The sequence below is a fragment of the Bacillus sp. JST-5 genome (assembly GCF_057747715.1).
In genome coordinates, this window is the sequence record NZ_JBYLHW010000119.1 from 1 (window position 1) to 2,590 (window position 2,590).

Genomic DNA, 2,590 nt, shown 5'->3' on the forward strand with positions numbered 1-2,590 from the left:
GGATTGTGGCATTAGCCCACAACTTCCTGAAAGTAGCCGGCATCCGCCAGCTACTTTCAGATAAAAATCGAAAAAATATAAAAGCAAGTGGAGAGAAACGAATTGTTTTTCTCCACTTGCTTCATTTTAGGGACTTATCGGACAGCCCCTTTTTCATGTTTAAAAAAAGTGGATTAGGAAAAAATGTTGGATAGCATGGTGAAGATAGGAGTGGATCCTTTTGGATTACCTTCAGATTGGCGTAGAACTTTTTATTGGCTATGTAGCTTTATTAGTAATAACGAAAGTGCTAGGTAAAACACAAATCACTCAATTAACACCGTTTGATTTTATATCCGCATTAATTTTAGGAGAATTAGTTGGTAATGCTATGTACGATAAAAATGTTGGAATATTTAAAATTTTATTCGCCATTGGAATATGGTCGATATTAATATACACAACGGAAATGATTACGCAAAAATTTAAAAAGACAAGACCTATACTCGAAGGATATCCTTCCATTGTTATACATAAAGGAAAAATTGATTATCCATCATTAAAAAAAAATAAATTGGATATTAATCAATTACAACATTTGCTTAGGAATAAAGGAGTCTTTTCCATCCAAGAATGCGAATATGCCATATTGGAAGCAAATGGAGAAGTTAGTGTTCTAAAAAAACCTGAATACGATTTTATTACGAAAAAAGATTTACAGATTCAAGGGACACCTGTGAGTCTTCCAGTTGCACTCATTGAAGATGGTGAATTAATACACGAACATTTAGACCAAATTCAATGGACAGAAAAAAAACTTCTCAAAGAATTGAAAAAGCATGGAATTGATTCCATTCAAGAAGTTTTATATGCGGAATGGAAAGAAAATGAACCGCTCTTTATTCAAACGTACTCGAATTCTTCGTCTTAACTATTAATCGGTTATTGATCACTTCCCACATTGCTTGGTCATCTTGGATCAGTTTATTAATATAAGCAGTAATGGCAGTTCGATATAATGCCCATTGACCTAAATTTGATAAATGAATCTCATGTTTGGCACATAAACATTCCATGACTGCCTCCAGTGAAAGTCCTTCTTCATTTGTATTTAGTAGGTTTAGTATGTCATTGGTAATATTGTTGTGTGTTTTAATATTGAGCTCAATGGTTTCCAAGAAATTTTCTTCATAGGTACCATGACCAGGGAGTGCACCACAAATTGGCAAGGATAAAATTTTTTTCAAAGTCTGTATGGTTTGATTCGCATCAATGATATAAGGAATTTTATGTTTAACTAATGTTTCTTTTCCGAAATATGAATCTGCAGCAAAAAGAATACCATTAATGATGAACCCCATTTGTTCATAACTATGACCAGGAAGGGAGATACATTGAATAGAAATTCCACCAATTTCGAATGTCCCTTCTGATAAAAGAACGTCTACTTTAATTGGAGCACCTTCTACAAACTTATTTCGCAATTCTTTCGGAGGTTTGGCTCCATGATATAAATATAATGGCTCTAATAATGGATTTTCCATGATCGCGGCCTCAAATGGAGGAGCATAAATCGTAACGTTTTTTTGATTTTTTAAATAAGCTGCTCCTCCGAAATGGTCGGCATGTGCATGAGTGATAAAACAATTCGTAATCGGTAAATTTTCACTTTCTATAACTTTTATTACTTTTTTAATTGCTTGTGGTTCCAAACCAGTATCAATAATTATCCCCGTATCAGAACCATTTGTCACATATCCGATATTTACTGTAGCATGATAATAGTAACAACCTTGTTTGATGTTTATCCAACTCACTTGAGACAATCCTTTCCAAATAGGTAATTACTAAATATATTCGTCAATGTATAATCCTTTTCCTTGCCCGTTTTTCTTATTTTTTCTCCAATGATAATAATTAAGATCATTTTCAATCCTTTTCGTTTCCGATAGTTTCTTCATTTTTTGTACAGCCTCCACGTTTCGATTTAACAAATTGGTTCTTATCATATAATCCTCATATTGTTGCATAGGAACTGGAAGGAAATAAACCATTGTTCTCTCTCCTTTCAATCATACATTTACCCTAAAATATAAATATTCAAACTATTCAAACAAATAAATAGAGCGAAATCCGCTCTATTTTTCACTTGGAATATTATTTTTTTTGATTGATCATATTAGCAATGGTAGAAAAATCAATTTGACTTCCGTCTTTCACAATCGTTTCAACTATTTTATCTTCAAGTTCTTTTGGAACCTTTTTATTAGCTATTTGAGAAACACGTTTCACAACGTTTCTAACAGTATTTTCATCTTTAAAGTTTGCTCCTTGTAAGGAATTCACTAATTCGAAAATATCTTTCATATTGACGCCGGTTCGTTTTTCGATATTTTTAAAAAATTGATTGTCCATCTTTCCCTTCATTCCTCCCTCGTATAGTATTTTTAGAATCCTCTTTTGAGGTTTTTTCCAGTTAGATTTTTTGTTCTTTGATAACTTCATAGGTGCTAGTTCAGATAGTGGTGGGCGAACCCACCACTATCTGAAAAATTTCCATTTTAGGGGTGGACTTTTCGTGATGTCCCTAGATAATGGTTTTAAGGATCAT

At 32.9% G+C, this 2,590-nt stretch carries 5 protein-coding genes; 2 read left to right on the forward strand and 3 right to left on the reverse strand.

From position 1 onward, the window contains the following. Positions 1–194, forward strand: a 194-nt coding sequence (locus AC3ASS_RS13915; RefSeq protein WP_488284109.1) for a hypothetical protein, incomplete at its 5' end; no start/stop codon positions are given. Between the two features lie 26 nt (positions 195–220). Beyond that, a complete protein-coding gene (locus tag AC3ASS_RS13920) occupies positions 221–910 on the forward strand; it encodes a DUF421 domain-containing protein (RefSeq protein WP_488284110.1) in 690 nt (229 codons plus the stop codon). Here the strand turns inward: AC3ASS_RS13920 and AC3ASS_RS13925 are convergent. From AC3ASS_RS13925 to spoVIF, 3 genes are all read right to left on the reverse strand, one after another. Further along, on the reverse strand, positions 879–1,796 hold the full coding sequence (locus AC3ASS_RS13925) for an MBL fold metallo-hydrolase (RefSeq protein ID WP_488284111.1): 918 nt from the start codon (positions 1,794–1,796) through the stop codon (positions 879–881). The two genes, AC3ASS_RS13920 and AC3ASS_RS13925, sit on opposite strands and share 32 nt — an antisense overlap. A gap of 30 nt (positions 1,797–1,826) precedes the next feature. Further along, positions 1,827–2,033: a hypothetical protein gene (locus AC3ASS_RS13930; RefSeq protein ID WP_488284112.1), complete on the reverse strand. Its 207-nt coding sequence runs from the start codon at positions 2,031–2,033 to the stop codon at positions 1,827–1,829. A gap of 103 nt (positions 2,034–2,136) precedes the next feature. Then, positions 2,137–2,394 carry a sporulation-specific transcription regulator SpoVIF gene (gene spoVIF, locus AC3ASS_RS13935; protein ID WP_488284113.1) on the reverse strand — a complete coding sequence of 86 codons (258 nt, stop codon included), beginning with the start codon at positions 2,392–2,394 and terminating at the stop codon, positions 2,137–2,139. Positions 2,395–2,590: the final 196 nt, after the last annotated feature.